Raw genomic sequence first — 23,631 nt, 5'->3', positions numbered from 1 at the left:
GGTCTGCTGTCAGATCATGCCGGACCGTCGCCGCCGGTGCGGGACCCGGATGCGAGTTCCGCACGCCTGCGGTGCTCCGCGGCCTTCTCCTCGTGGATCCGGGCCATCCTCAGGTGGTACGCCGGATTGCCCTCTTCGTAGATGTCGGGGATGCCGTCGAGGTCCTCGTCGCGCTCCTCCGCGTCGGTGAGGGCCCGGTACCGGCTGTTGCGGACCTTGAGCATGATGCCGGCGACGACCGCCGAGATGAGCGAGCCCATCAGGACGGCGGCCTTGACCTCGTCGGTGAGGACCGCGTCGCCGTCGAAGGCGAGTTCGCCGATCAGCAGCGAGACGGTGAAGCCGATCCCGGCGAGCGAGGCCACGGCCAGCACGTCCGGCCAGGCCAGGTCCTCGTTGAGTTCGGCCCGGGTGAAGCGGGCCGCCAGCCAGGTGCCGCCGAAGATGCCGGCGGTCTTGCCGACGACCAGGCCGAGGACCACGCCCAGGGTCTCCGGCCGGGTGAAGACCTGGCCGAGAGACTCGTCGGAGAGCGACACGCCCGCCGAGAACAGGGCGAACAGCGGGACCGCGAGCCCCGCCGAGAGCGGTCGTACGAGGTGCTCGACGTGCTCGCCGGGGGAGTGCTCGGCGTCGTCGTCGCGGGTGCAGCGCAGCATCAGGCCCATGGCGACGCCCGCGATGGTGGCGTGGACCCCGCTGTTGTACATCAGGCCCCAGATCACGAGGGCCAGCGGCACGTACACGTACCAGCCGCGCACGCCCCGGCGGAGCAGGAACCAGAACACGACCAGGCCCGCCACCGCGCCGCCGAGCGCCGCGAAGTCGATCTCGCTGGTGAAGAACACCGCGATGATCAGGATCGCGAACAGGTCGTCGACCACGGCGAGGGTGAGCAGGAAGGCGCGCAGCGCCGAGGGCAGCGAGGTGCCGATGACGGCGAGGACGGCGAGTGCGAAGGCGATGTCGGTGGCGGTCGGCACCGCCCAGCCGGCGAGCGAGCCGCCGGCGGAGGTGTTGACGAGGGTGTACACGAGGGCCGGGACGGCCATGCCGCAGAGCGCGGCGATCACCGGCAGGGCGGCGGCCTTCGGGTCGCGCAGGTCGCCGGCGACCAGCTCGCGCTTGAGTTCGATGCCGGCCACGAAGAAGAAGACGGCGAGCAGGCCGTCGGCCGCCCAGTGCTGGACGGAGAGGTCGAGGCCGAGGGCGGCGGGACCCAGGTGGAAGTTCCGCACGGTGTCGTAGCTGTCCGTCAGGGCGGGAATGTTCGCCCACAGGAGGGCGGCGATGGCCGCGGCCAGGAGCAGGATGCCGCCGACGGTCTCGGTGCGCAGCGCGTCGGCCACGAAGCGCCGCTCGGGCAGGGAGAGCCTGCCGAGGAGCCTGCGGCCGTGCGGCTGCTGGTTCTGCTGCTGGTCGGTGCGGCTGGGCGCGGCCACGTGGAGGCACCTCCGGGACGAGTTGGACGGCATGGCATGGCAAAGCAGTTGCCGACCAGACTTCCCGGCGCACCCTGAGATATTTCTTTACGCTTTTACGACTTTACAGGGGATGCGCAAGGACGTATCCGGTGATCGTCACTTTAAGCGCGAAAAGGGCATCCGGCGCGCTGCCGGATGCCCTTCCCGTGGTGGACCCGCAGCCGGGCCCGGGGCTCAGTCCTCGCTGGCCGCGGCGGGCAGCTTGGTCTGGATGAGGTCCATCACCGAGGAGTCCGTGAGGGTGGTGACGTCGCCCAGCTCGCGGTTCTCGGCCACGTCGCGCAGCAGCCGGCGCATGATCTTGCCGGAGCGGGTCTTCGGCAGCTCCTGGACCGGCAGGATCCGCTTCGGCTTGGCGATCGGGCCGAGAGTGGTGCCGACGTGGTTGCGCAGCTCCGCGACCAGTCCCTCGTCCTCGGAGGCCGTGCCGCGCAGGATGACGAACGCGACGATCGCCTGGCCGGTGGTCTCGTCCGCGGCGCCCACGACGGCCGCCTCGGCGACCGAGGAGTGCGAGACGAGGGCCGACTCGACCTCGGTGGTCGAGATGTTGTGGCCGGACACGAGCATCACGTCGTCGACCCGGCCGAGCAGCCAGATGTCGCCGTCGTCGTCCTTCTTGGCGCCGTCGCCGGCGAAGTACTTGCCCTCGAAGCGGGACCAGTAGGTGTCGAGGAAGCGCTGGTCGTCGCCCCAGATGGTGCGGAGCATCGACGGCCACGGCTCGGTGAGCACCAGGTAGCCGCCCCCGCCGTCGGGGACCTCGTTCGCCTCGTCGTCCACGACGGTGGCGGAGATGCCGGGCAGCGCGCGCTGGGCCGAGCCGGGCTTGGTCTCGGTGACGCCGGGCAGCGGCGAGATCATCATGGCGCCGGTCTCGGTCTGCCACCAGGTGTCCACGATCGGGCAGCGGCCGCCGCCGATGTGATCGCGGTACCAGACCCAGGCCTCGGGGTTGATCGGCTCGCCGACCGACCCGAGCACCCGCAGGCTGGACAGGTCGAACTTGGCGGGGATGTCGTCGCCCCACTTCATGAACGTACGGATGGCCGTCGGCGCGGTGTAGAGGATGGTGACGCCGTACTTCTGCACGACCTCCCAGAACCGGCCCTGGTGCGGGGTGTCCGGGGTGCCCTCGTACATGACCTGGGTGGCGCCGTTGGCCAGCGGCCCGTAGACGATGTACGAGTGGCCCGTCACCCAGCCGATGTCGGCGGTGCACCAGTAGACGTCGGTCTCCGGCTTCAGGTCGAAGACGGCGTGGTGCGTGTACGCGGCCTGGGTGAGGTAGCCGCCGGAGGTGTGCAGGATGCCCTTGGGCTTACCCGTGGTCCCCGAGGTGTAGAGGATGAACAGCGGGTGCTCGGCGTCGAAGGCCTGCGGCGTGTGCTCGGCGGACTGGCGGCCGACGAGGTCGTGCCACCACACGTCGCGGCCCTCGGTGAACGCGGTGTCCTGGCCGGTGCGCCGGACCACCAGCACGTGCTCGACCTGCGGGCACTTGGCCACGGCCTCGTCGATGGCGGGCTTGAGCGCGGACGGCTTGCCGCGGCGGTAGCCGCCGTCGGCGGTGATGACGAGCTTGGCGTCGGCGTCCTGGATGCGGGAGGCGACGGCGTCGGCGGAGAAGCCGCCGAACACGACGGAGTGCGCGGCGCCGACCCGGGCGCACGCGAGCATCGCGACGACCGCCTCGGGGATCATCGGCAGGTAGACGGCGACCCGGTCGCCGGCCTGTACACCCAGCTCGGTCAGGGCGTTGGCGGCCTTGGAGACCTCGTCCTTGAGCTCGGCGTAGGTGATCGCGCGGCTGTCGCCCGGCTCGCCCTCGAAGTGGATGGCGACGCGGTCGCCGTGGCCGGCCTCGACGTGCCGGTCGACGCAGTTGTAGGCGACGTTCAGGGTGCCGTCGGCGAACCACTTCGCGAAGGGCGGGTTCGTCCAGTCGAGGGTCTCGGTGGGCTCGGTGGCCCAGGTCAGCCGGCGGGCCTGCTCGGCCCAGAAGCCCAGCCGGTCCGCCGCGGCCCGGGTGTATGCCTCGGCCGTCACGTTGGCGTCGGCGGCCAGAGCGGCGGGCGGCGCGAACCGCCGCTCCTCCTTGAGCAGGTTGGCCAGGCTTTCGTTGCTCACGACATCTCCCTTTCCCAGGGTGTCCGTTGTGTCCCGGGCATAGCTCATCAGTCAGATGCCCTGGTGACAAGGGGTAACCGGAAATTGGTTTAGACCTATTGAGATCGCCGGGTGTCCGCGCACGCGGACGGCCCCTCCCCGCTGCAGGGTGCGGGAAGGGGCCACACGGTCTCACGGATGGGGACGCGGAGAGGTTCAGACAGGTGCCTCTTCGCGCGCCGATTGGCGCAAATCCGCCGGTCCGCGCTGCTCCGGGCGGCTGAAGACGTCCATCGGATCGCAGGCGGACTCAGCCGGACCGCCCTCCGGCGTCACCCGGTCGAAGACGTGGTCGTCGAAAAAACCGTCACCTTCGGTGAGCAGATAGGCCTGCGCCTCGCCGACGTGGAAGTACATGCCGTGGAGTTCCAGGGTGCCCTCGGCGAGCCGGCGCGCGACCGCCTCGTGCGCCCGCAGGTGCTGGAGCTGCTGGACCACGTTGGTCAGGCACAGCTGCTCGACCGCATCGGCCGGCATCCGGCCCGCGATCCGCGCCCACGGCTCGTGCCGGCTGCGCATCCGCTCCAGGCTCGGCAGCCCGTGCGTCAGCCAGCGCCGCAGCGGGGTCTTCGGCACCTCCGGTGTGGAGTTGAGCAGGGCCTGCATCGCCCCGCAGCCCGAGTGCCCGCAGACCGTGATGGTGTCGACCTCCAGCACGTCCACCGCGTACTCGATGGCGGCCGCGACCGAGTCGTCCGCGGTCTCGGAGCCCGGCAGCGGCACCAGGTTCCCCACGTTGCGCACCGTGAACAGGTCGCCCGGACCGCTCGCCGTGATCATGCTGGTGACCAGCCGGGAGTCGGCGCAGGTCAGGAAGAGCTGGGAGGGCCGCTGCCCCTCGCGCGCCAGCCGGGCCAGCTCGCCGCGCACGTGCGGGGCGGTGTCCCGCTGGAAGGCGTTGATCCCGGAGGCGAGTTGCCCGGCCCCGCGCCGGGGCACCGCCTCGGCCACCCGGTCCCGGCGGTGGTCGCAGTGGTTCTGCCACGGGGTCCACGGCCGGCAGCACTGGTGGGCGCCGCGCGGCCCGCGGCCGGGCTCGGTCAGCCTGGCCCCGGAGCGGCCGGTCACCTCGACCGTGCCGCCGTGCGCCAGGTGCGAGTCCTGCCAGTCGTGCAGGGCCTCGTACGCGGCGTGGTCCATGAACGACCCGTCGAGCTCGACGACCACCCGGGCCTGCGGCGGCAGCTGCCCGAGCACCCGGCTCAGCCGCGGCACCGCCAGGAAGGTCAGCTGCCCGCGCGCCCGTACGTGGTGCACCCCGTCGTCGTGCACCTCCTGTGTGATGCGGGTACGGGACAGCCGGTGCAGGGCGGTCACGACGGCCACGGTGATCCCGATCGCCACCCCTTCGAGCACGCCCAGCAGCACCACGGAGACCGTGGTCGCCGCGTACACCAGGACCTCGCGGTGGCGGGTGACGCTGCGCATGTGGGTGATGTTGACCATCTGCACGCCGACGGCCATGACCAGTGCGGCGAGCGAGGCGAGCGGGATCAGGTCCAGCACCGGCACCAGCAGGGCCGCCGCCAGCAGCACCCAGGTGCCGTGCAGGATCGACGACCGGCGGGTCATCGCGCCGGACTTGACGTTGGCCACGCTGCGGACGGCGACACCGGTGATCGGCAGTCCGCCGAGGGCGCCGGAGACGATGTTGGCCGCGCCCTGGCCGCGCAGCTCGCGGTCGAGGTCGGCGCGCGGCGGGCGGTCCTGGATGCGCCGCTCGGAGGCGATGAGTTTGTCCGTGGCCACCGCGGACAGCAGGGACTCCACGCTGCCGACGAGGGTGATGGTCAGGACGCCGGCGAGGATGCCCAGCACCGGGCCGTCCGGCAGCCCGGGCAGTGCGTGACTGCTCCAGGACGGCAGGTCCACCCGCGGCAGGCTGAGCCCGGCGAGCGCCGCGACGGCGGTCGCGCCCGCCACGGCGGCCAGCGCCGCGGGCACCTTGCGCAGCGCCCGTCCGGCCCGGCCGGGCAGCCGCGGCCAGCCCAGGAAGAGCACCAGGGTGAGCGCGCTGATGGCGAGGGCGACCGGGTGCAGGTCCGCCAACTGGGCGGGCAGCTCCCGTACGTTGTCGATGGCGGAGCTCTGCGGGCTGCCGCCGAGCACGATGTGCAACTGGGCGAGGGCGATCGTCACGCCGATGCCGGCGAGCATGCCGTGCACGATGGCCGGGCTGACCACGAGGGCCGAACGGGCGGTGCGCAGGGCGGCCAGCCCGAGCTGGGCCAGGCCGGCCAGCACGGTGATGGCGCACATGGTGCGCCAGCCGTAGCGCTGGATGAGTTCGGCCGTGACCACGGTGAGTCCGGCGGCCGGCCCGCTCACCTGGAGCGGGGCGCCGCCGAGTCGTCCGGCCACGATGCCGCCTGCCGCCGCGGCCACCAGACCCGCCTGCAGCGGGGCTCCGGTGGCCAGGGCGATGCCGAGGGAGAGAGGCAGCGCGATCAGGAACACGGCCACGGAAGCGGAGAGGTCCGCGGCGCGGGGCGAACGGTCGATGCGGGGAGGCATTTTTCCCGTCTCCTCCAAAGCAAAGGGGGGTGCAGCGGCGGGATTATCAACAGTCGGTAAACGGATCGTAATGCAGAGTAAAGAAGAAGGAAGGAGGAAAGGGGCATTCGGGCTACTGCTTGACTCTGACGGATGAATAGGCAGTTTTTCCGGCTTGTCATACCAATCTGGATCGCACCCCCGTGCGACCTTGCAGCCTCCGCCGGCTGGCGGCACTCACGCGGACGACCGCGGACGACTGCAAGGAAGAGGGTGGGCGGATGATGGCCGCCAAGAAGAAGATCGCCGGTGGTCTGGTGGCCACGGCACTCGTCATGGCCGCGGCGGGCTGTTCGAGCCCGGACCGGCCCGCCGGCCGTCCCGGCGGCAACCCCGCCGCCCCGCCGAAGGGCGCCCCCGCCCCGGGCAGCGTCCTCCGCCTCATCGGCGACGGCTCGACCTCGTACACCGGCGGCCAGCCCCACGTCACCGCCGCCACCCGGCTGGCCCCCGGTGAGAAGCCCCCGCAGTTCGTGGTCTTCTCCTGGGACGGCGCCGGCGAGGACAGCCAGCAGCTCTTCTCGCACTTCCGCGAGGTCGGCAAGAAGTACAACGCCCGGATGACGTACTTCCTCAGCGGCGTCTACATGCTGCCCGAGGAGAAACGTCACCTCTACGAGGCCCCGCAGCACGGTGCAGGCCGCTCCGACATCGGCTTCGGCGACCTCAAGGGCATCCGCGACACCGCCGTCCAGCTGCGCGCCGCCTGGCTCGAAGGCAACGAGGTCGGCACCCACTTCAACGGCCACTTCTGCGGCCCCGAAGGCGGCGTCGGCACCTGGTCCGTCGAGGAGTGGAAGAGCGAGATCAACCAGGCCAAGAGCTTCGTCAAGAACTGGAAGACCAACGCCGGCCTGCAGAAGGAGGAAGCCCTCCCCTTCGACTACGACAAGGAGCTCATCGGCGCCCGCACCCCGTGCCTGGAGGGCCAGAAGAACTTCATGCTCGCCGCCAAGGAGATGGGCTTCCGCTACGACTCCAGCGGCATCAGCAAGCAGATCTGGCCGCAGCGCACCGCCGGCCTGTGGGACCTGCCGCTCCAGCTCGTCCCCATGCCCGGCCGCGCGTTCGAGACCCTGAGCATGGACTACAACTACATGGTCAACCAGTCCGGTACGACCTCACAGGGCGACCCGTCCCAGCACCGCTACTGGGGCGACCAGATGCGCGACGGTCTGCTGAAGGCCTTCGACCGCACCTACCAGGGCAACCGCGCCCCGCTGATCATCGGCAACCACTTCGAGTCCTGGAACGGCGGCACCTACATGCGCGCCGTCGAGGAGACCATCAAGGGCGTCTGCACCCAGAAGGACGTCCGCTGCGTGCCCTTCCGGGAGCTCGCCGACTGGCTCGACGCCCAGGACCCGAAGGTCCTGGCGAAGCTGCGCACCCTGGACGTCGGCGAGGCGCCGAAGGAGGGCTGGGAGAAGTTCCTGACGGCCGCCCCGGCCGCCGCCCCCCGGGATCCCGCGGCGCCGGCGGCGGTCAGGCAGGCTGCGGGGCCGGCAGCGGCGAACGCGGCGGACTGACCGCGGCCGGCTCCTCCCGCAGCACGAAACCGGGGTCGACCTGCGCCGACAGGTCGGCCCCGGTCTTCGCGTTGCCCCAGCTCTCCGCGTTGCGCAGGTGGAAGTGGACCATCTGCTCGGTGTACTTGGCCCAGTCGCGCAGCACGTACCGCTCGTCCACCGCGTCCTGCAGGGCCCGCAGCGCCAGCCGGTTGCCCTCCTCCAGCAGCGCGAAGTCGGCCGGCCGGCCCTTCTCCATCGCCCGCACCCAGTCCGACTGCCCGAACGCGACCAGCAGGTCGTCGCCCACCTCCGCGCGCAGGAAGTCCAGGTCGTCCGGGCCCTGCACCTTGTTGCCGACCACCCTCAGCGCCACGCCGAAGTCCCGCGCGTACTCCTTGTACTGGCGGTAGACCGACACCCCCTTCAAGGTGGGCTCGGCGACCAGGAAGGTCATGTCGAAGCGGGTGAACATGCCCGAGGCGAACGAGTCCGAGCCTGCGGTCATGTCGACGACGACGTACTCGTCGGGCCCGTCCGCCAGGTGGTTCAGGCACAGCTCCACCGCGCCGACCTTGGAGTGGTAGCAGGCCACCCCCAGGTCCGCCTCGGTGAACGGGCCGGTGGCCATGAGCAGCGCCGCCCCGCCGTCCAGCGCGATCCGGCGGCCGCAGGCGGCGTAGACCGGGTTGTCCTCGACCACCCGCAGCAGGCGCGAACCGGCGCCCGGGGGAGTGGTCTTGATCATCGTGTCGGCGGAGGCGATCCGCGGGTTGGAGCCGCGCAGGTAGTCCTTGATCAGCGGCAGGTGCGCACCCAGCGCGGGCAGCTCCGCGGCGGCCGCCGGATCGAGGCCGAGCGCGGCCCCGAGGTGCTGGTTGATGTCGGCGTCCACCGCGACGACGGGGGCTGCACCGGCTGCGAGGTGGCGGATGAAGAGGGAGGACAGCGTGGTCTTGCCGCTGCCGCCCTTCCCTACGAAAGCGATCTTCATGTTCACCAAGCGTAGCGGTCCGCTCGCGCACTGTGGTCGAGGTGAGTGAAGAAGACCACTCCAACGTGGGGCGGCTGCTATGGGTGCGTAGGCTCCCTACCTATGAGTACGACTGCCGATCCCCTGGCCGCGCTGGCTTCCCTGCCGGGCGTCGCCGAGTCCGTGGATTCCGTGCGCAAGGCCGTGGACCGGGTCTACGGACACCGTGTGATGCGCCGCCGCAGCGCGGAGATCACCTCCGAGGCGGCCCTGCGCGGGGCCCGCGGCAGCGCTGCGCTGTCCGGCGCCGACTGGGCGCTCGAAGAGGTGCGCCGGCGCACCGACTTCGGGGCGGATGCCGAGGACCGGACAGTGGGCGCGGCGCTGCGGCTGACCGCGGAGGCCGGGCAGCTGCTGAGCATCTGGCGGCAGTCGCCGCTGCGGGTGTTGGCCCGGCTGCACCTGGTCGCGGCGGGCCGCGAAGCCGACGGGGAGTCGGTGGGCCGCCCGCGGCTCGCGGGCGAGCCGGTCGACGAGCCGCTGATCGGACTGCCGCTGCCCGGCGCCGACGAGGTCGCGGGCCGGCTCGACGGGCTGGCCCGGCTGCTGCTCGCCGGGAGCGCCGCTCCGGCACTGGTCACGGCCGCCGTGGTGCACGGCGAACTGCTCGCGCTGCGGCCCTTCGGCTCGTACAACGGGCTGGTGGCGCGGACGGCCGAGCGGATCGTCCTGGTGGGCAGCGGGCTCGACCCGAAGTCCGTCTGCCCGGCCGAGGTCGGTCACGCGGAGCCGGGCCGGGCCGCGTACGCGGCGGCACTCGACGGCTACGTCTCCGGGACCCCGGAGGGGATGGCGGCCTGGATCGCGCACTGCGGCCGGGCGGTCGAGCTGGGAGCGCGGGAGTCGACGGCCGTCTGCGAGGCACTTCAGCGCGGCGCGGCCTGACCGGCCCGGAAAAGGGTTGCGGCGACACCGTCTTGCTCGTGGTGTCGCCGCTGGCATTCACGCCCAGTTACCAAGCGTCCTCGATGGTTGCCCATCAGGCCGGGTGCTTTGCCCGTGGCCTGGTGCGGCTGGCCCGTAATCGACGGGTCGACGTCGCGTGGGTGCTCGGCGTTCATGCTTCGGTCCGTGGGGCCTTACTGCGTTCTTAAAGATGATCCTCTCGGATGTCCTTAGGTCTCGCGGGCCGTGAATCCTTTGTACCTCCGTTCGGAGGTAAGCGGAACCCCCGCCCGCACTTCTTTACTTTCCCGGACGGGTCGGTATGAATCGGACGAGGCGGGTCGGTGCAGGTCAGCGGGGGTGGCGGGGGCCGCCGACCCCGGGGCGTTTTCCCGTCGGCCGCCCGACGGGGCGTTTGCCCCTCGGGCGGCCCCGGGCCGTTCGGCCCGTCGAGCCGCCCCGGGCCGTTCGGCCGTCAGGCCGAGACGGCCGCTGCACCCGCGCGGCGGCGGGCGGCGTACCAGACCAGGCCCGCGGTGGCCGCGGCGGCACCGACGGCGGCAGCCGCCACCAGCGCGGGGCGCGCCGGCATCGACAGCCCGGGCAGCCGCTGCTTGAGCCGCACCGGCCGGTTGAACACCAGAACCGGCCATTCCCGCGCCAGCGCCTCGCGGCGCAGCGCGCGGTCCGGGTTGACCGCGTGCGGGTGTCCGACCGCCTCCAGCATCGGGACGTCCGTGATGGAGTCGCTGTACGCGTAGCAGCGCGCCAGGTCGTAGCCCTCGGACTCGGCGAGCTGGCGGACGGCCTCGGCCTTCGTCGGGCCGTAGGCGTAGTACTCGATCTCGCCGGTGAAGCAGCCGTCCTCGCCCACCACCATCCGCGTGGCCACGACCCGGTCGGCCCCGAGCATCTCGCCGATGGGCTCGACGACTTCGGCGCCCGAGGTGGACACGATCACCACGTCGCGGCCGGCCGTGTGGTGCTCCTCGATGAGCGAGGCGGCCTCGTCGTAGATGATCGGGTCGATGAGGTCGTGCAGCGTCTCGGCGACGATCTCCTGCACCTGCTGCACGTTCCACCCCTTGCACAGGGCGGACAGGTACTCGCGCATGCGTTCCATCTGGTCGTGGTCGGCGCCGCCGGCCAGGAAGACGAACTGCGTGTACGCGGTGCGCAGCACGGCGCGGCGGTTGATCAGACCGCCCTGGTAGAAGGACTTGCTGAAGGTCAGCGTGCTCGACTTCGCAATGACCGTCTTGTCCAGGTCGAAGAAGGCGGCTGTGCGGGGCAAGGAGTGGTTTTCCACGCCCCGAGCATATGCGCCAACCATTCGGCGTAAAGTATGGCGCGTGGGTTTGCCTGAGAAGGCTCTCGGGTACACCATGGAAGTCACGGATCGTTCGCGACCGTGCTAACCCGGTCTGGCTCCTCCCCCCCCGAGTCGGACCGTGGGGACGACCCCCGCTCTCCCCCCCGGCGGGGGTCGTCGCATGTCCGGACGCATTTTCGTCCGCTCCTGCGGGGCCTGCAATCGCTCGCATGTCCTCTCCTTCACTCGTTCGGCCCGTCGAGGCGGGTTCCTTCACACTGTCCGACTTCGTGACAGCAGGTGACGGTTCCCTTGCGCTCCGGAAGCCGCCGGAAAGAGTGACGCAGTTATTCACAGGTTCTGCACTGTCCACAGATTTTGAGCAAGATCCACATCTTTTTCCGGATCCCTGCACGGTGATTCCGGCCGCGAAGTCCGCGGCCATGGGATTTGCAGTGAGAAGGGGGCGGAGATCGTGTCCCGATCGAAGTCGCGCAAGGCGGACGGGCAGGTGGGCCGCACGGCCCGGGACGAGGCGGGCGCCGGCGCACCGCTGATCATCACGGAGGACCCGGACCTCCTCGACGACCTGCTCAGGCTGTGCGCCGCGGCCGGAGCCGAACCGTGGGTGCACCACTCGGTGCCGGAGCAAACGCCGTACGCCCGCGGCGGACCGGACTCCGCCACGGAATCCGGAAGTTCCGGCGGGCGATCCGGCGGCGGGGGCGACGGCCCGCTACCGGTCGCCGGCGGTTCCGGCACCGGTTCCGGTCGCGCCGGACCGGACTGGACGCAGGCCCCCCTGGTGCTGGTCGGCGACGACGTGGCCGGCCGGGTCCGCGGCGCGCCCCGGCGGCCCGGCGTCGTCCTCGTCGGCCGCGACCAGGACGACCCACAGGTCTGGCAGCGGGCCGTCGAGATCGGCGCCGAACGGGTGCTGCGGCTCCCGGAGCACGAAGCCTGGCTGGTGGACCGGATCGCCGACGTCGCGGAAGGAGCCGGCCGCCAGGCCCTCACCGTCGGCGTGATCGGCGGCAGCGGCGGCGCCGGCGCCTCCACCCTCGCCTGCGCCCTCGCCCTGGCCGCCGCCCGCACCGGGGAACCGGCCATGCTCATCGACGGCGATCCGCTCGGCGGCGGGCTGGACGTCCTGCTCGGCGGCGAGACCGCCCAGGGCCTGCGCTGGCCCGACTTCGTCGGCTCGCGCGGCCGGGTCGGCGCCGGTGCCCTGGCAGACTCCCTCCCCGAAATGCACTCCCTGCGGGTGCTCAGCTGGGACCGCGGCGACCGGGTGGTCGTCCCGCCCGCGGCCATGCGGTCCGTCCTCGCCGCGGCCCGCAGGCGCGGCGGAGCCGTCGTCGTCGACCTGCCCCGCCGCATCGACGAGGGCGCCGCCGAAGCCCTCGCCCAGCTCGACCTCGCCCTCCTGGTGGTCCCCGGCACCCTCCGCGCGGTGGCCGCGGCCAGCCGCGTCGCAGGCGCCGCCACCCTGGTCGCCCGGGACCTGCGGCTGGTGGCCCGCGGCCCGTACGCACCCGGCCTGGACCCGGACGTCATCGCCGGACTGCTGAAACTCCCCCTGGCAGGCGAACTCCCGCCCGAACCGGCCCTGCGCGACGCCCACGAGGGCGGCGAACCACCGGGCGCCCGTGCCCGCAGCCCCCTCGGCCGCTTCTGCACGGAGTTCTGGGCACGTGCCACGGCCGCGGCGGGTGCGGCATGAGCGCCGGGCTGCTGGACGCCGTACGGCAGCGGCTCGCGGAGAGTGGCGCCGAACCCACGCCGGCCCGGGTCGCCGCCGCCCTGCGGGCCCAGGGACGGCTCCTCGGCGACGCCGAAATCCTGGGTGCCGCCCGGGAACTGCGCTCCGAACTCGTGGGCGCCGGCCCCCTGGAACCGCTGCTCGCAGACCCCGCCGTCACCGACGTGCTCGTCGCCGCACCGGACCGGGTCTGGGTCGACCGCGGCGGCGGCCTGGAACCGACCGGCGTCCGGTTCGCCGACGCGGACTCCGTCCGCAGACTCGCCCAGCGGCTCGCCGCCGTCGCCGGCCGACGGCTGGACGACGCCCGGCCCTGGGTGGACGCCCGGCTCCCCGACGGCACCCGGCTGCACGCCGTCCTCCCGCCGGTGGCGGTCGGATCGGCCTGCCTGTCGCTGCGGGTCGTGCGGCCGCGGGCCTTCACCCTCGACGAACTCGTGACGGCCGGCACTCTGCCGCCCGGCGGACAGCGGGTCCTGCGCGCCCTGATCGACGCCCGGTTGTCCTTCGTCATCAGCGGCGGCACCGGCACCGGGAAGACCACTCTGCTCAGCGCACTTCTGGGGCTGGTGGGGCCGGGCGAGCGGATCGTCCTCGCCGAGGACTCCGCCGAACTGCGCCCCGACCACCCGCACATCGTGCGGCTGGAAACCCGGCCCGCCAACCAGGAGGGCGCCGGCCTGGTCACCCTCGCCGACCTGGTCCGGCAGGCCCTGCGGATGCGGCCGGACCGGCTGGTGGTCGGCGAGGTCCGGGGCGCGGAGGTGGCCGACCTGCTCGCCGCGCTCAACACGGGGCACGAGGGCGGCTGCGGCACGCTGCACGCCAACGCGGCCGGCCACGTGCCGGCCCGGCTGGAGGCCCTGGGCACGTCGGCCGGACTCGACCGGGCCGCACTGCACAGCCAGCTCGCCGCCGCCCTCTCGGTGGTGGTGCACCTGGTGCGGGACCGGGACGGCCGGCGCCGGATCGCCGAAGTGCACGTCCTGGAGCGCGACCCGGCGGGGCTGGTCGTGACGGTGCCCGCCCTGCGCTGGACACCCGCCGGGTTCGCCCCCGAGCGGGGCTGGGGCCGGTTGGAAGCGCTGCTGGACGGTGCCCGGTGAGCGCGGGGGCACTGCCCGGCGTGCTGCCGGCGGTGGTGGCCCTGCTGGGTGCCGTCGTGCTGTGGAGCGGCGGCGGCCGGGACGGGGTGGTGCGCCGGGCCCGGCTGCTGCCGGCCGGCGGCCCGGACCCGGAGCCCCGGGAGGCCTGGCAGGCGCGGGCCGGGCGGTGGGCGGAGCGGGCGCGGGGCCGGTGGGAATGGCTGTGCCCGCCGGCCGGACTGCTGCTGGCCGTGGCCGCCGGATCGGTGATCCCGCTGGTGGCGGGGGTGATCGCGGTGCCGCTGGTCCGGCGCTGGCTGCGGCGCCGGGCGGCGCAGGCGCAGCGCCGGGAGCGGGCCGCCGAGGTGGTGGCGGTCTGCGCGGCCGTGGTCGGCGAGCTGCGGGCGGGCCTCCAGCCGGGGCAGGCGCTGACCGCCGCCGTCCGGGAGTCGGCGGACGGCCGGGGCGGCCCCGGCCCGGCGGACGCGGCGTTGCTGGCCGCCGCCGCGTTCGGGGGCGACGTACCGGCGGCCCTGCGGCAGGCGGCGGCCGAGCCCGGTGCGGCGGGGCTCGCGGGCCTGGCCGCCTGCTGGCGGGTGTCGGTGGACGGCGGTGCCGGTCTGGCGGCCGGCCTGGACCGGCTGGAGCGGGCGTTGCGCGCCGAGCGGGACCAGCGGGAGTCGCTGCGCGCCCAGTTGGCGGGGGCCCGGTCCACCGCGGCGGTGCTGGCGCTGCTGCCCGTGGTGGCGCTGCTGATCGGCACGGCGCTCGGAGCCGGACCGCTGAAGGTCCTGTTCCACACCCCGCTCGGCCTGGGCTGCCTGGCCGCCGGCCTGCTGCTGGAGGGCCTCGGGGTCGCGTGGGCCCTGCGGATCGTGCGGACGGGGGAACGGTCGTGAGCGGCGCGCCGGCCCTGCAGCCGGCCGTGGCCCTCCTCGCGGCCCTGTGGGCGGTGTCCGCGGTGGTCGCCGGGTGCCGGGAACGCGCGTCCCGGCACCGGCCGGACCGGCTGCTGCCCGGTGCATCGCCGCCCGTGCGCAGGATCCGTCCCGTGGCCGGATGGCCGGCCCGGGCGCGGTCGTGGCGGCTGCCGCTCGGCGCGGCCGTGCTCGGCTGGGTGCTGGCGGACGGGGTGCTCGGTGCGCTGGTGGGCGGGGCGGCCGGGGTGCTGTGGACGCGGCGGCGGAGCGCCACCGCGCCGCGCGAGCAGGTCGACGTCGGCCGGGTGGCCCGTCAGCTTCCGCTGGCCGCCGACCTGTTGGCGGCCTGCCTGGCGGCGGGAGCGGGGCCGCGGGAAGCCGCCGAAGTCGTCGGCGAGTCGCTCGGCGGACCGGTGGGCGAGCGGCTGGCCAGGGCCGGAGCGGAGATCCGGCTCGGCGGTGAACCGGCCGAGGCGTGGGCCCGGCTCGCGGAGATACCGGGAGCCCGGCCACTGGCCTCCTGCCTGGAGCGGGCGGCCAGGACCGGCGCCCCCGCCGCCGAGCCGGTGGCCCGGCTGGCTGCGGGCCTGCGCGAGGAACGCGCCCGGGCGGCCGCGACCCGGGCCCAGCGGGCCGCCGTACTGATCACCGCCCCGGTCGGGCTGTGCTTCCTGCCCGCATTCCTGGCGGTCGGGGTGGCACCGGTGGTGATCGGCCTGGCCTCCGGACTCCTCTCCGGGCGGTGAGGGGGCGGCTCGGCGGCGGGGGCGGCCGCACGGCTGCCGGGTGGCTGACGACCGAGCACCGACCACTGAGCACCGACCACTGACGACCGATGACCGATGACCGACGACGACATGCGACTGACCTGGGAGGACCCTGTCATGAAGAAGATCACCGAAGTGGGCCTGGCCGTGAAGACCCTTGTGGCGAAGGACTGGGGGCGGGCCGGGGCGCGTACCTGGCTCGTGAGGCGGCTGAGGGCGGCCAGGCGGGCCGGACGGCGCGATGCCGGGATGTCGACCTCGGAGTACGCGATGGGGACCATCGCGGCGTGTGCCTTCGCCGCGGTGCTCTACAAGATCGTCACCAGCGAGGCGGTGTCCGGCGCCCTCCAGTCGACGATCGGTAGGGCGCTCGATGCGCCGTTCTGACCGGGGCTACGTGACCGCCGAGGCGGCCCTGGTACTGCCGGCGCTGGTGGTGTTCGCGACCCTGCTGGTCTGGGCGCTGATGGCGGCGGCCGGGCAGATCCGGTGCGTGGACGCCGCGCGGGCCGGGGCCCGCGCGGCAGCCCGGTCCGAGCCGCCCGACCGGGCCGCGGCCATCGCCCGCGAGGCGGCCCCGGCGGGCGCCCGGATCTCCGTGCAGCGGGAGGGGGACCTCTGGCGGGTCCGTGTGGAGGCCCCCGCTCCCGGGCCGGCCGCCCTGCGGGTCCGGCTGGGCGCCCGGGCGGCGGCCCTCGCCGAGGACGCGGTGGGGGCGGCGCCGTGACCCGGGGGAGCGAGGGAGAGTGGGGCTCCGCCACGGTGTGGGCGGTGCTGGTGGCCTGCATGCTGTGCGCCGTGTTCGGCGGCGTGCTGACGCTTGGTCAGGTAGTGACGGCCCGTCATCGGGCTGCGGCGGCAGCCGATCTGGCGGCCCTCGCGGCGGCCGCCCGCTGGCAGCTGGGCGAGCAGGCGGCCTGCCGCGCCGCGGACAAGGTCGCCCGTGCGGCGTCGGCTTCCCTGGCCCGCTGCGCGGTGACGGGAGAGATCGCCGACGTCACGGCCCGTTCCCCGGCGGGCCCGTTCACGCCGGAGATCCGCTCCCGAGCGGGTCCTCAGGAGGCGCTGAACCCTCCGGAGCCCCAGGAGCCGGATCTTCCGGAGCGGCGGAGAGGAGGCGGGTGAGAAGGCGGACGGCGCCTCGCTTGTGGAGCGGGTCGTTGCCGTTGCCGCACTTGGGGGACTGGATGCAGGACGGGCAGCCGGCCTCGCACTCGCAGGACGCGATCGCGTCCCGGGTCGCGGTCAGCCAGGCGCGGGCCGTGTGGAAGGCGCGCTCGGCGAAGCCGGCACCGCCCGGATGGCCGTCGTAAACGAAGACCGTCGGAAGGAGGGTGTCCGGGTGGAGCGGCACGGAGACGCCGCCGATGTCCCAGCGGTCGCAGGTGGCGAAGAGGGGGAGGAGTCCGATGGAGGCGTGTTCCGCGGCGTGCAGGGCACCGCCGAGGATCTCCGGGTTGATCCGGGCGGCGTCGAGCTGGTCTTCGGTGACCGTCCACCACACGGCCCGGGTCCGCAGGGTGCGGGGCGGCAGGTCGAGTTTGGCCTCGCCCAGCACCTCGCCGGTGATCAGTTTGCGCCGCAGGTAGGAGACGACCTGGTTGGTCACCTCCACCGAGCCGTAGCAGAGCCGGGCATCGCCCCAGGCGACCTCCCGTTCGGTCTCCAGGACGGCGATCGAGGTGGTGTCGCGGGCCGTGGTGGAGAACGGCGGGTCGGCCTGCTCGACCAGGGCGACCGAGTCCTCCAGGTCGAGGTGCTTGACCAGGTAGGTCCGGCCCTGGTGGAGGTGGACGGCGCCGTCGTGGACGGCGGTGTGCGAGGCGGACTCGTCCACCGTGCCCAGCAGCCGTCCGGTGCCGGCCTCCACGATCTGCACCGGGCGGCCGCCGCCGCCCCGGATGTCGGTCAGGTCCGACGCCCGCTCCCGGCGGGTCCAGTGCCAGGCCGTGGCCCGCCGCCGGAGCAGCTTCGCCGACTCCAGCTGCGGCAGCAGACCGGCCGCCGCCGGTCCGAACAGCTCCAGGTCCGTGTCGGTGAGGGGCAGCTCGGACGCGGCCGCGCACAGGTGCGGGGCGAGCACGTACGGGTTGTCGGGGTCGAGCACGGTGGCCTCGACCGGCTGCCGGAACAGGGCCTCCGGGTGGTGCACCAGATACGTGTCCAGCGGGTCGTCGCGGGCCACCAGGACGGCCAGGGCGCCCTGGCCGGAGCGGCCCGCCCGGCCTGCCTGCTGCCACAGGGAGGCCCGGGTGCCCGGATAGCCGGCGATCAGTACGGCGTCCAGGCCGGACACGTCCACGCCGAGTTCCAGGGCGGTGGTCGCGGCCAGGCCCAGCAGCTCGCCCGAGTGCAGGGCCCGCTCCAGGGCCCGGCGCTCCTCGGGCAGGTAGCCGCCGCGGTAGGCGGCGATCCGGCCGGGCAGGGAGCGGTCCACGGCGGCCAGCCGCTCCTGGGTGATCAGGGCGATCAGCTCCGCCCCGCGGCGGGAGCGGACGAAGGCGACCGTGCGGACCCCCTGCACGGCCAGGTCGGAGAGGAGGTCGGCGGTCTCGGCGGTGGCGGTGCGGCGGACCGGCGCGCCCTTCTCGCCGTGCAGCTCGGTGAGCGGCGGCTCCCACAGGGCGAAGACCACCTCGCCGCGGGGCGAGGCGTCGTCGGTGACCTCCGTGACCGGTAGGCCGGTCAGCCGGCCGGCGGCCACCGCGGGGGCGCTCGCCGTGGCCGAGGCCAGGAGGAAGACGGGGTCGGCGCCGTAGCGGGCGCAGAGGCGGCGCAGCCGGCGCAGCACCTGCGCGACGTGCGAGCCGAAGACCCCGCGGTAGGTGTGGCACTCGTCGATCACCACGTAGCGCAGCGAGCGCAGGAAGGAGGACCAGCGGGGGTGGGCGGGGAGTATCCCGCGGTGCAGCATGTCGGGGTTGGTGAGCACGTAGTTCGCGTACTGGCGGACCCACTCGCGTTCCTCGACCGGGGTGTCGCCGTCGTACACGGCGGGCCGGACGGCCTTGCCCAGCGGGGCGGCGAGCTCCCGGACCGCGCGGCGCTGGTCGGCGGCGAGGGCCTTGGTGGGGGCCAGGTAGAGGGCGGTGGCGCCACGGCCGTTCGGGGCCTCGGCGCCCTCGGCCAGGGCCGACAGGACCGGCGCCAGATAGGCCAGCGACTTGCCGGAGGCGGTGCCCGTGGCCACCACCACGGACGCACCGTCCAGGGCCAGCTCGGCGGCTTCGGCCTGGTGCGCCCACGGGTGCTCGATGCCCGCCTTGGCGATGGCCGCTACGACATCCGTTCGGATGCGATCCGGCCAGACGGCATGGCGGCCCGCCCGAGGGGGCAAATGCTCCGTATGGGTGATGCGTGCAGCACGGTTCGGCCCCCGTGACAGGCGGTCCAGGACCGTGCCGGGGGAGGGTCGCGAGTCCTCGGCCGCCGTGGGCGGACCGGGGGGTTCAATGCCGGCCATCGCCACCGAGTGTGTCACTGGCGTGCAGGACAATGGACCGAAGGCGTCGTGCGCGCCTGCCGGTAAGTGATTGAATGCCATCGCGGCTGCCAATCCGTCCCCTACCTTCGGATGGGGAGGCCCCTGGGGGGCGCCGCTCGATAGCAAGGTGCTGGAGGATCCGTGGACCTGTCCCTGTCGACTCGCACTGTCGGCGACCGCACGGTCGTCGAGGTCGGTGGCGAGATTGATGTGTATACCGCGCCCAAGCTGCGCGAGCAGTTGGTCGAGTTGGTGAACGACGGCAGCTACCACCTGGTGGTGGACATGGAGCGGGTGGACTTCCTCGACTCCACCGGCCTCGGCGTGCTCGTGGGTGGTCTCAAGCGCGTCCGCGCGCACGAGGGCTCCCTGCGCCTGGTCTGCAACCAGGAGCGCATTCTCAAGATCTTCCGCATCACCGGCCTGACCAAGGTGTTCCCGATCCACACCACGGTCGAAGAAGCCGTCAGCGCCACCGACTGACGGCCCCGGAGTAGCCGGAGCAGCAAGAGAGCGGGGCGCCGGGCCGGCCAGGCCCGGGCCCCTGCCGAGCACGCCCGAACGTCCGAGGGGGAGCCCATGGCCACCGTTGAACTCCGTTTCAGCGCCCAGCCCGAACACGTCCGGACGGCCCGCCTGGTGGCGGCTGCCGTGGCGCGCCGGGCCGGGGTGGAGGAAGCCCTGCTCGACGAGGTCCGGCTCGCCGTCGGCGAGGCCTGTTCCCGCGCCGTGGGCCTGCACCGCGGCAACGCGGTCACCGCGCCGGTGCGCGTGGTGCTCACCGACGAGGAGAAGGTCTTCTCCATCGAGGTCGGCGACGAGGCCCCCGGCGGCCCCGCGGGCCCGGCGGGCACCGGCCCGGCCGGTGACTCGGACGCCGCCGAGGACGACATGGGCCTCGCGGTGATCAGCGGCCTGGTCGACGACTACGAGGTCACCAGCGGCGAAGCCGGTGGTGTGATCCGCATGAGCTGGCCGGTGGCCGGCGCGCCCGGGCTTCCGTAGCCGCCGCACCGCCTCCGCCCCGCTCGCGGCGGCCGGGCCCACCGAGGCCGGCCGTCGCTTCCGCATGTCCGCGCCCGTCCGCCTGCTGCGCCGCCCGGACCGCCCCCGGACCGCCCCCGGACCGGCCCTCGGCCGGCTCTGGCCGGGTCCCGTCGTCCTCCGTCACGCCCCCGAGGCCGCGTATCCGGGCCGCGGTACCGGCCGGAACAACTTCGATGTGACCGGCGCGCATTGAGATCGTTTGACCCGGCGAGATCCTTTCCGGTGATTGCCCCCGGTCCTACATTCCGATCTTATCCGGGATCCCCGAGGCCCCGTTGAGCAGGGCCTCTTTTCATTTACCTAGATCATTGATCAACCGTCAATGCTTTTGCCCCATTACCCCCTTCGAGGGTAATGGCGTGACGCGATCAATTGCTGAGGAGCGAGAGCGCGCCAATTCCGTTTCCCGCGCACTGTTTTGATCGGGAACTGCTCCCTACAATCCGTCCACATCTTGAGCTCATCACGTCAAGGAGGACGAATGACGGGGCTCTTCACCCCTCTTGAGCAAGCCCACGCTGCCGGGCTTGCAGGCGCAGTACTCACCGATGACAACCGGCTCATCGTGATCGTGATTGCTGCCGTGGCCGTGGCCGCCCTCGTCGTCGCGCAGATCCTGGTCCGCCAGGTGCTCGCCGCCGACGAGGGCACCGACAGCATGAAGAAGATCGCAGCCGCCGTGCAGGAAGGAGCAAATGCCTATCTGGGACGACAGTTGCGCACGCTCGGCGTATTCGCCGTCGTCGTGTTCTTCCTGCTGTTCATGCTGCCGGCCGACAACTGGTCCCAGCGGGCCGGGCGTTCCGCCTTCTTCCTGGTCGGCGCGCTGTTCTCCGCCGCCACCGGATACATCGGCATGCGGCTGGCCGTACGGGCGAATGTCCGCGTGGCCGCGGCGGCCCGCGAGGCGACTCCCGCCGAAGGAGAACCCGCAAAGGACCTGACCGAGGTCTCCCACAAGGCAATGAAGATCGCTTTCCGCACCGGCGGTGTGGTGGGCATGTTCACGGTCGGCCTCGGCCTGCTCGGCGCGTCCTGCGTGGTCCTCGTCTACGCCGCGGACGCCCCCAAGGTCCTGGAGGGCTTCGGCCTGGGCGCCGCACTCATCGCGATGTTCATGCGTGTCGGCGGCGGCATCTTCACCAAGGCCGCCGACGTCGGCGCCGACCTGGTCGGCAAGGTCGAACAGGGCATTCCGGAGGACGACCCGCGCAATGCCGCGACCATCGCCGACAACGTGGGCGACAACGTCGGCGACTGCGCGGGCATGGCCGCTGACCTCTTCGAGTCCTACGCCGTCACCCTCGTCGCCGCCCTCATCCTCGGCAAGGCCGCGTTCGGCGACCTGGGGCTCGCGTTCCCGCTGATCGTGCCCGCCATCGGCGTGGTCACCGCGATGATCGGCATCTTCGCGGTCTCCCCCCGCCGGACCGACCGCAGCGGCATGACCGCCATCAACCGCGGCTTCTTCATCTCCGCCGTGATCTCCCTGGTCCTGGTCGCGATCGCCGTCTACGCCTACCTGCCGGCCTCGTACGCGGACCTCAAGGGCGTCACCGAGGCCGCCATCACCGGCCACGAGGGCGACCCGCGGGTCTTCGCCCTCGTCGCCGTGGCCATCGGCATCGTGCTCGCCGCCCTCATCCAGCAGCTCACCGGCTACTTCACCGAGACCAACCGCCGTCCCGTCCGGGACATCGGCAAGTCCTCGCTGACCGGGCCCGCGACCGTGGTCCTCGCCGGCATCTCCGTCGGACTGGAGTCCGCCGTCTACACGGCGCTGCTGATCGGCCTCGGCGTGTACGGGGCGTTCCTGCTCGGCGGCACCTCGATCATGCTCGCGCTGTTCGCCGTCGCGCTGGCCGGCACCGGCCTGCTCACCACCGTCGGCGTCATCGTCGCCATGGACACCTTCGGACCGGTCTCCGACAACGCCCAGGGCATCGCCGAGATGTCCGGCGACGTCGAGGGCGAGGGCGCCCGGGTGCTCACCGACCTCGACGCGGTCGGCAACACCACCAAGGCCATCACCAAGGGCATCGCCATCGCCACCGCCGTGCTGGCCGCCGCCGCGCTCTTCGGCTCGTACAGCGACGCGATCGCCGGAGCCGTCAAGGACGTCGGGGTCAAGACCGGCGACATGGCCCTCAGCCTCGACATCGCGCAGCCCAACAACCTCGTCGGCCTGATCCTGGGCGCGGCCGTGGTGTTCCTCTTCTCCGGGCTCGCGATCAACGCCGTCTCCCGTTCCGCGGGCGCGGTCGTCTACGAGGTGCGCCGCCAGTTCCGCGAGCACCCCGGGATCATGGACTACAGCGAGAAGCCCGAGTACGGGCGCGTCGTGGACATCTGCACCAAGGACGCCCTGCGCGAGCTCGCCACGCCCGGACTGCTCGCCGTGATGGCCCCCATCGCGGTCGGCTTCACCCTCGGGGTCGGCGCCCTCGGCTCGTACCTCGCCGGCGCGATCGGCTGCGGCACCCTGATGGCCGTCTTCCTCGCCAACTCCGGCGGCGCCTGGGACAACGCGAAGAAGCTGGTCGAGGACGGGCACCACGGCGGCAAGGGCAGCGAGGCCCACGCCGCGACCGTCATCGGCGACACGGTCGGCGACCCGTTCAAGGACACCGCCGGCCCGGCCATCAACCCGCTGCTCAAGGTCATGAACCTGGTCGCCCTGCTCATCGCCCCCGCGGTCGTGCAGTTCAGCTACGGGGACGACGCCAGCCCGGCGGTCCGCGCGGTGGTGGCGATCACCGCCATCGCGGTCATCGTGGGTGCCGTCTACGTGTCCAAGCGGCGCGGCATCGCGGTCGGCGAGAGCAGCGAAGGGAGCGCGGAACGAGTGGCCCAGCAGGGCGATCCGGCGGTCGTTTCCTGACCCTGCGGCCCGTGCGCCCGAAAGGCGGACCGGCGGTGCGCTCGGACGCGCCGCCCGTCCGCCTTTCTGCGTACCCGACGGGCGGGCGTGTATCTTCCGGGGCCGAGAGCCTTGGAAGGGACCAATCCGGTGAACAAGAAGCTTGCGGCCGCGGTGTCCGGCGGTGCGGTACTGGTACTCGTGCTGTCCGGCTGCGGGGACGACTCGGACAAGAAGGTCAACGACTGGGCCAAGAAGGTCTGCGACCAGGTGCAGCCCCAGGTCAAGAAGATCGAGGACGCGAACACGGCGATCCAGAAGGAGACCACGGACCAGAGCAAGGCCGACGTGGTCCAGAAGACCGACTCGGCGGCCTTCCAGGCGATGTCCCAGGCCTACGCGTCGATGGGCACGGCCGTGCAGGACGCCGGCGTGCCGCCGGTCAAGGACGGCGAGAAGACCCGGTCCGACGCCGTCGCCGAACTCAACTCCATCTCCAAGTCGTACGCCACCCTGAAGACGAAGGTGGACGGCCTCGACAGCAAGGACCAGGCCAAGTTCGCGGACGGCCTCAAGGAGATCGCGGCCGAGCTCGACAAGCTCGGCAAGAGCGGCAACGAGGCGCTGACGAAGCTTCAGTCCGGCGAGCTGGGCAAGGCGATGAAGAACCAGAAGAGCTGCCAGCGCCCCGAGGCCGGCGCGTCGGCTCCCGCGCAGGGCTGACGGCTTCTGCCGGCACTTGTCCACAGGCCCGCTCCGGCC

At 72.8% G+C, this 23,631-nt stretch carries 19 protein-coding genes; 13 read left to right on the top strand and 6 right to left on the bottom strand.

The window, feature by feature from the left end:
* Positions 1-14: 14 nt before the first annotated feature.
* The 3 genes from nhaA to LG634_RS14665 form a co-directional block, all read right to left on the bottom strand.
* Positions 15-1,442 (bottom strand): Na+/H+ antiporter NhaA, encoded by a 1,428-nt coding sequence (gene nhaA, locus LG634_RS14675; protein ID WP_226734223.1) that lies wholly within the window; start codon positions 1,440-1,442, stop codon positions 15-17.
* Between the two features lie 216 nt (positions 1,443-1,658).
* Positions 1,659-3,614, bottom strand: a complete 1,956-nt coding sequence (gene acs, locus LG634_RS14670; RefSeq protein WP_226734222.1) for an acetate--CoA ligase — start codon at positions 3,612-3,614, stop codon at positions 1,659-1,661.
* A gap of 195 nt (positions 3,615-3,809) precedes the next feature.
* Positions 3,810-6,167, bottom strand: coding sequence for a SulP family inorganic anion transporter (locus LG634_RS14665; protein ID WP_226734221.1), 2,358 nt, complete (start codon positions 6,165-6,167; stop codon positions 3,810-3,812).
* Between the two features lie 260 nt (positions 6,168-6,427).
* Between LG634_RS14665 and LG634_RS14660 the strand changes: the two genes are divergently transcribed.
* Positions 6,428-7,735, top strand: a complete 1,308-nt coding sequence (locus LG634_RS14660) for a polysaccharide deacetylase family protein (protein WP_226734270.1) — start codon at positions 6,428-6,430, stop codon at positions 7,733-7,735.
* On the opposite strand, the gene LG634_RS14655 is transcribed toward LG634_RS14660, so the two are convergent.
* Complete coding sequence (locus LG634_RS14655; protein WP_226734220.1) at positions 7,692-8,708, bottom strand: ATP-binding protein; 1,017 nt, start codon at positions 8,706-8,708, stop codon at positions 7,692-7,694. The two genes, LG634_RS14660 and LG634_RS14655, sit on opposite strands and share 44 nt — an antisense overlap.
* A 102-nt stretch (positions 8,709-8,810) precedes the next feature.
* On the opposite strand from LG634_RS14655, the gene LG634_RS14650 reads away from it, so the two are divergent.
* On the top strand, positions 8,811-9,632 hold the full coding sequence (locus LG634_RS14650; RefSeq protein WP_226734219.1) for a Fic family protein: 822 nt from the start codon (positions 8,811-8,813) through the stop codon (positions 9,630-9,632).
* A 475-nt stretch (positions 9,633-10,107) separates the two neighbouring features.
* Here LG634_RS14650 and LG634_RS14645 read toward each other — a convergent pair whose 3' ends face one another.
* Entirely contained in the window at positions 10,108-10,965 is an 858-nt protein-coding gene (locus LG634_RS14645; protein WP_226734218.1) for an HAD family hydrolase, read from the bottom strand.
* A gap of 490 nt (positions 10,966-11,455) precedes the next feature.
* Here LG634_RS14645 and ssd point away from each other — a divergent pair, with 490 nt between their 5' ends.
* The 7 genes from ssd to LG634_RS14610 all read left to right on the top strand — a co-directional run bounded on the left by ssd (position 11,456) and on the right by LG634_RS14610 (position 16,603).
* Positions 11,456-12,667, top strand: coding sequence for a septum site-determining protein Ssd (gene ssd / locus LG634_RS14640; RefSeq protein ID WP_226734269.1), 1,212 nt, complete (start codon positions 11,456-11,458; stop codon positions 12,665-12,667).
* The gene (locus LG634_RS14635) at positions 12,664-13,812 is read left to right on the top strand and encodes a TadA family conjugal transfer-associated ATPase (RefSeq protein ID WP_226734217.1); all 1,149 of its coding nucleotides are present in this window, start codon (positions 12,664-12,666) and stop codon (positions 13,810-13,812) included. Before ssd ends, LG634_RS14635 begins: the two co-directional genes overlap by 4 nt.
* On the top strand, positions 13,809-14,690 hold the full coding sequence (locus tag LG634_RS14630) for a type II secretion system F family protein (protein ID WP_226734216.1): 882 nt from the start codon (positions 13,809-13,811) through the stop codon (positions 14,688-14,690). Before LG634_RS14635 ends, LG634_RS14630 begins: the two co-directional genes overlap by 4 nt.
* Positions 14,687-15,457: a type II secretion system F family protein gene (locus LG634_RS14625; protein ID WP_226734215.1), complete on the top strand. Its 771-nt coding sequence runs from the start codon at positions 14,687-14,689 to the stop codon at positions 15,455-15,457. Before LG634_RS14630 ends, LG634_RS14625 begins: the two co-directional genes overlap by 4 nt.
* A 162-nt stretch (positions 15,458-15,619) precedes the next feature.
* Positions 15,620-15,865: a DUF4244 domain-containing protein gene (locus LG634_RS38450; protein WP_372482424.1), complete on the top strand. Its 246-nt coding sequence runs from the start codon at positions 15,620-15,622 to the stop codon at positions 15,863-15,865.
* Positions 15,852-16,205 carry a TadE family type IV pilus minor pilin gene (locus LG634_RS14615; RefSeq protein WP_226734214.1) on the top strand — a complete coding sequence of 118 codons (354 nt, stop codon included), beginning with the start codon at positions 15,852-15,854 and terminating at the stop codon, positions 16,203-16,205. Before LG634_RS38450 ends, LG634_RS14615 begins: the two co-directional genes overlap by 14 nt.
* Positions 16,202-16,603, top strand: coding sequence for an Rv3654c family TadE-like protein (locus LG634_RS14610; protein ID WP_226734213.1), 402 nt, complete (start codon positions 16,202-16,204; stop codon positions 16,601-16,603). Before LG634_RS14615 ends, LG634_RS14610 begins: the two co-directional genes overlap by 4 nt.
* Here the strand turns inward: LG634_RS14610 and sftH are convergent.
* A complete protein-coding gene (gene sftH / locus LG634_RS14605; protein ID WP_226734212.1) occupies positions 16,503-19,022 on the bottom strand; it encodes a DEAD/DEAH box helicase in 2,520 nt (839 codons plus the stop codon). The genes LG634_RS14610 and sftH overlap by 101 nt on opposite strands.
* 81 nt (positions 19,023-19,103) lie before the next feature.
* Between sftH and bldG the strand changes: the two genes are divergently transcribed.
* From bldG to LG634_RS14585, 4 genes are all read left to right on the top strand, one after another.
* On the top strand, positions 19,104-19,445 hold the full coding sequence (bldG, locus tag LG634_RS14600) for an anti-sigma factor antagonist BldG (protein WP_226734211.1): 342 nt from the start codon (positions 19,104-19,106) through the stop codon (positions 19,443-19,445).
* Positions 19,446-19,541: 96 nt separating this feature from the next.
* On the top strand, positions 19,542-19,967 hold the full coding sequence (locus LG634_RS14595) for an ATP-binding protein (RefSeq protein WP_226734210.1): 426 nt from the start codon (positions 19,542-19,544) through the stop codon (positions 19,965-19,967).
* A 523-nt stretch (positions 19,968-20,490) separates the two neighbouring features.
* Positions 20,491-22,890: a sodium-translocating pyrophosphatase gene (locus tag LG634_RS14590; protein ID WP_226734209.1), complete on the top strand. Its 2,400-nt coding sequence runs from the start codon at positions 20,491-20,493 to the stop codon at positions 22,888-22,890.
* A 129-nt stretch (positions 22,891-23,019) separates the two neighbouring features.
* On the top strand, positions 23,020-23,592 hold the full coding sequence (locus LG634_RS14585) for a small secreted protein (RefSeq protein WP_226734208.1): 573 nt from the start codon (positions 23,020-23,022) through the stop codon (positions 23,590-23,592).
* The last annotated feature ends 39 nt before the right edge of the window (positions 23,593-23,631 follow it).

Origin of the sequence: Streptomyces bambusae (assembly GCF_020532645.1) — a bacterium.
Lineage (GTDB): Bacteria > Actinomycetota > Actinomycetes > Streptomycetales > Streptomycetaceae > Streptomyces > Streptomyces bambusae.
This window is presented reverse-complemented; position numbering and strand designations above follow the sequence as displayed.